General features: G+C 57.8%; 3 protein-coding genes. 1 reads left to right on the top strand and 2 read right to left on the bottom strand.

What is annotated here, in order from left to right; all coding sequences use genetic code 11:
• The first annotated feature begins 320 nt into the window (after positions 1-320).
• Positions 321-917 (top strand): GNAT family N-acetyltransferase, encoded by a 597-nt coding sequence (locus A3754_RS18280; RefSeq protein WP_063520840.1) that lies wholly within the window; start codon positions 321-323, stop codon positions 915-917.
• A 200-nt stretch (positions 918-1,117) separates the two neighbouring features.
• On the opposite strand, the gene A3754_RS18275 is transcribed toward A3754_RS18280, so the two are convergent.
• Both A3754_RS18275 and A3754_RS18270 read right to left on the bottom strand, forming a co-directional pair.
• Entirely contained in the window at positions 1,118-2,308 is a 1,191-nt protein-coding gene (locus A3754_RS18275; RefSeq protein WP_082872506.1) for an ABC transporter substrate-binding protein, read from the bottom strand.
• 22 nt (positions 2,309-2,330) lie between these two features.
• Positions 2,331-4,149, bottom strand: a 1,819-nt coding sequence (locus A3754_RS18270) for a long-chain fatty acid--CoA ligase (protein WP_231880689.1), incomplete at its 5' end; no start/stop codon positions are given.

Here is a 4,149-nt window from a genome sequence, read left to right as displayed (position 1 = left end):
CTGATGCCTGATGCCTGATGCCTGATGCCTGATGCCTGATGCCGCATATAGTCTGCGAGGTTATCGCTATGTCACTACGTCTTTTGAGGAATGCTCAGGGGGCGATGATTCATGGAATGACGGGGTCATTCACTTTACGAACATGGCATGGAAACTTCGTTTTCCGATTTTGACTAAGCGTCAGCGGTCGGGCATCCGACGTCCAGCATTGCCAATGTCGGGATAATGAGAGCCACCCTGAAACCGGCTCCTCACTCAATTCCGCGATGAACCTGCTTTTTCCGGTATGCTCCTCCATGACGCTGCCGGATACTCCTTAAATGACAACACCCCAACCGCCCCTCAACGACATCGCCCACATGTTCTGCCGGGCCTTTTTCCATGACCCTCTGTTTGCCTACTTCTTCCCGAACGCAACGCAACGTGAAGCGCTGGCGTACCCTACCTTCCGGTTTCTGGTTGCCCATGCCAGTCAAAACGGTCAGGTACACACCACCCAGCAACCACAGGATGGTGCCGCTGTCTGGCTGCCATCATCAGCCCTGCGGCACAGCGTGGCCGATATGCTGCGCTTCGGCGCGGTGCGCGCCCTGATCAAGCAAGGCCCCGGCGCGATAAAACGCCAGATGCAGGCAGGCAATGCCATGCAGGCAGTACACCATCGTGTTCTCAGCACGCCCCATGTGTATCTGCTGCTACTCGGTATCGATCCATCGCAACAGGGCCGCGGGCTATCGACCCCGTTGTTACAACCCTCGCTGGATCAGCTAGACGAGCAAGGACTGCCCTGCTACCTGGATACCCACAACCCGAACAATGTGTCCCTGTATCAACGGTTCGGTTTTGAGGTGGTGCATGAAGATGACATCCCCGGGACCCCGGTACGACACTGGGCCATGCTGCGGCAGAGCAAATAGCCTCGTCACTCAACCGAAAGTTCAGAGTGGATTACCAAAATGCAGCGCGGCTGTTTAACGGAAAAGTGATGAACCGGGAGGGTTGTCAGTGGCGGGCGCGCTCAGAACGCAGAGAGAAAAGTCGTAGAAAAAACAGGATAAAAACTGAAAACCACCGCCCCTTGCGGGCCGGTGGTTGTCTCTGTTGCATCTATTGCGGCTTATTCCATTTCAGCAACGGGCCGCCAGATGCCATCCTTCACCTGAGACAGGATGATCCCGCTGCCGGCGCGGTGATTGGTCTCGCTCATCTGGGTATCGACACCGGTCACCTTGTCGGTGAACTTGAGCGACTCCATGGCATCCAGGAAGGATTCGGTGGTCAGGTCCGGGCCTGCATCGCGCAGGGCGTTGATCATGACCATGGCGCCAACGCGCCCCAGGACAGCACCACCACTGGGCAGCTCGCCGTATGTTTCCTTGTACTCATCCGCCCAGGCCTGGGTTTCCGGCACATGCTGCATGCGGCTGACGATATCTTCCCAGGACGCTACGCCATACAACCCCTCGGTGACGCCACCCGGTGCAGCGGCAACGGCGGAATGGAAACCCGCCTGGGAGACGATGAACTTGGCATCATCCCAGCCCATCTGCTTGGCCGTGGCCACCACGGTGATGATCGGGCGCACCGGCAGCGCCACTGCCACCAGCTCACAGCCCGCATCGCGCAGGCGCGCCAGGGTGCCGGTGAAATCACTTTCGTCAGGGCGATGGGAGGAGCTTTCCAACAGATTCAGGGCATCATTGTTGGCAGCCGCGTCGGTGGCGGCCTGGTTCACTTCCTCACCAAAGTCGGAGGGGATATACATCACGCACAGGTTTTCGATGCCATCGGTTTCCACCAGCTTGTTCACACCTTTAAGAACACCGTCGTAATAGCTGGGGCCGAACACGTAGCGATAGCGGAAGTCGCCCTGCTCTTCCATGGGCTTGGAAAGCGCCAGGGGAAGAATGCTGGGCACGTTGTTACGGTCCATGATCGGGAATGCTGCCAGGTTGTGGGGCGTCCCCAGGCTCATGACCATGGCGAAGACTTCATCGCGGCTGACCAGCTTGTTCACCGCTTGCGTTGCCTTGGGAACCTGATAGGCATGGTCTTCGACGATATAACGAATCTTGCGGCCATGAATGCCGCCCTGCTCGTTCACTTCTTCGAACATGTCGTTGGCCACCTGCACCGCCGGCGACGAGAAGGCGGCGAACACGCCAGACAGGTCATGCATGCCCCCCAGGCGAATCTCGGTGTCGGTGACGCCACGCACGGGCTCGACCGCGGCACTTTCTTCATCCTTGTTGTCACTGCAGCCCACAAGGGCTATGGCGGCCAGGGCCGTCAGACAAAGCTTCTTCATGATGCACTCTCCTCTCGTACCATCAATACATGGAATCAATCAGGTGCTTGTGTTTTTTCTCCACGAAGGAACGCTTCAGCTTCATGGTGGCGGTCAGCTCCTCATCCTCGGCGGTGAGCAGCACATCGATCAGGCGGAAATACTTGATTTGTTCCACCTGGGCGAACTGTTTATTCACGTCCTGAACAATGCTGTCGATGAGGTCCAGCACCTCTTTGGCCCGACACAGGGAAGCGAAATTGGAAAACGGTACCTGGCGATCCTGGGCGTATTTCTCCACATTTTCCTGATCAATCATGATCAGGCAGGTGAGGTATTTACGCTTGTCACCAATCACCACGGCATCGGAAATATAGGGGGAGAATTTCATCCGGCTTTCGATTTCCGCCGGGGTAATATTCTTGCCCCCCGCCGTGATAATGATGTCCTTGAGACGGCCGGTGATGGTGAGCATGCCATCTTCCAGGCGCCCCACGTCCCCGGTATGCAGCCAGCCATCACGGATGTCTTCTGCGGTTTTTTCCGGTTTCCGCCAGTAGCCGGCGAAGACATGGCCACCACGCACCAGCACTTCGCCGTTCTCGGCAATACGCACCTCCGTGCCCGGCAACGCTTCGCCCACGGTACCCACCTTCTCCCGCTTGATACTGTTCAGGGAGGCCACACCGGTGGTCTCGGTCATGCCGTACCCTTCGAACAAAGGCACACCCAACGACTGGAACCAGCGGATCTGTTCCGGAGCAATGGGAGCCGCCCCGGTGGTCCCCCGGCGCAGGCGGTTCATGCCAATCAGATCCCGGACATTGCGCAGCACCAGAAGATTCCAGAACTGGTACTGCAGGGCCGACAGCGGCGAGCGATTGCGGTCACAGTGCCAGGCTTCCCCGGCGGCCACGGCACGGTCGAAACACCAACGCCCGAAAGCCGTGGCTTCATCACGCAGGGTCATCATGGAGCTGTAGATTTTTTCCCACAGGCGCGGCACGGCGGCGAAGGTATTCGGTGACACTTCGCGCAGGTTCTCGAATACGGTTTCCGGGCTTTCCGCAAAGTTCACGGTACAGCCTTTGTAGATGGGCAGCTCCACCGACACCAGCCGTTCCAGAATATGACACAGGGGCAGGAAGCAAAGCTGATCATCGTCTTCATGGGCATCCAGCACCTGCTCACCGGCCTCGAGCTGGAACAGCACATTGCGGTGACTGATCATGGCCCCCTTCGGCGCCCCGGTGGTGCCGGAGGTATAGATCAGCATGCGGATATCATCGGGCTGGCTCTGGGCAATGCTGGCACTGAACTGCGCTTCTGCATCCGGGATCTGTTCACCCAGGGCGTAAAGCTCATCCAGGAACATGACCATGGGATCGTCAAAATCCCGTAGCCCCTTGCGGTCGTAGACGATGACTTTTTTCAGCGTGGGCACCTGATCACGCACGGTCAGATACTTGTCCAGTTGCTCATCGTTTTCTACAAACAGGAAGGCCGATTCACTGTCGTTGATCAGGTACGCCAACTGCTCGGGGCTGTCGGTGGTGTAGACGCCGTTACTGATACCCCCGGCGCCGGCAATACCCAGATCGCAGTACAGCCATTCCTTGTTGTCTTCACTGAGAATCGAAACCGGCTGACCGCGTTCCAGTCCCAGCGACAGCAGCGCAACGCCAATGGCGCGGGCTTTCTCGTAATAATCCAGCCAGGTATGGCTCTGCCAGATGCCCAGTTCCTTTTCGCGGTGGGCAATATTATTGCCCCGCTCCAGGCATTGCTTGCGCCAGAGTTTGACCACGGTGTCGCAACCGTGGAGCTGAGTGGTTGTGGTATTATTTTCAGTCATCATCAGC

The organism is Alcanivorax sp. HI0083 (assembly GCF_001635175.1).
Note: the sequence above shows the minus strand (reverse complement) of the source record. Positions and strands in the feature narration are given on the sequence as shown.

Coding starts and splice junctions, on each gene's coding strand:
- A3754_RS18275 (WP_082872506.1), bottom strand. CDS start 2,308: ATGAAGAAGCTTTGTCTGACGGCCCTGGCCGCCATAGCCCTTGTGGGC.
- A3754_RS18280 (WP_063520840.1), top strand. CDS start 321: ATGACAACACCCCAACCGCCCCTCAACGACATCGCCCACATGTTCTGC.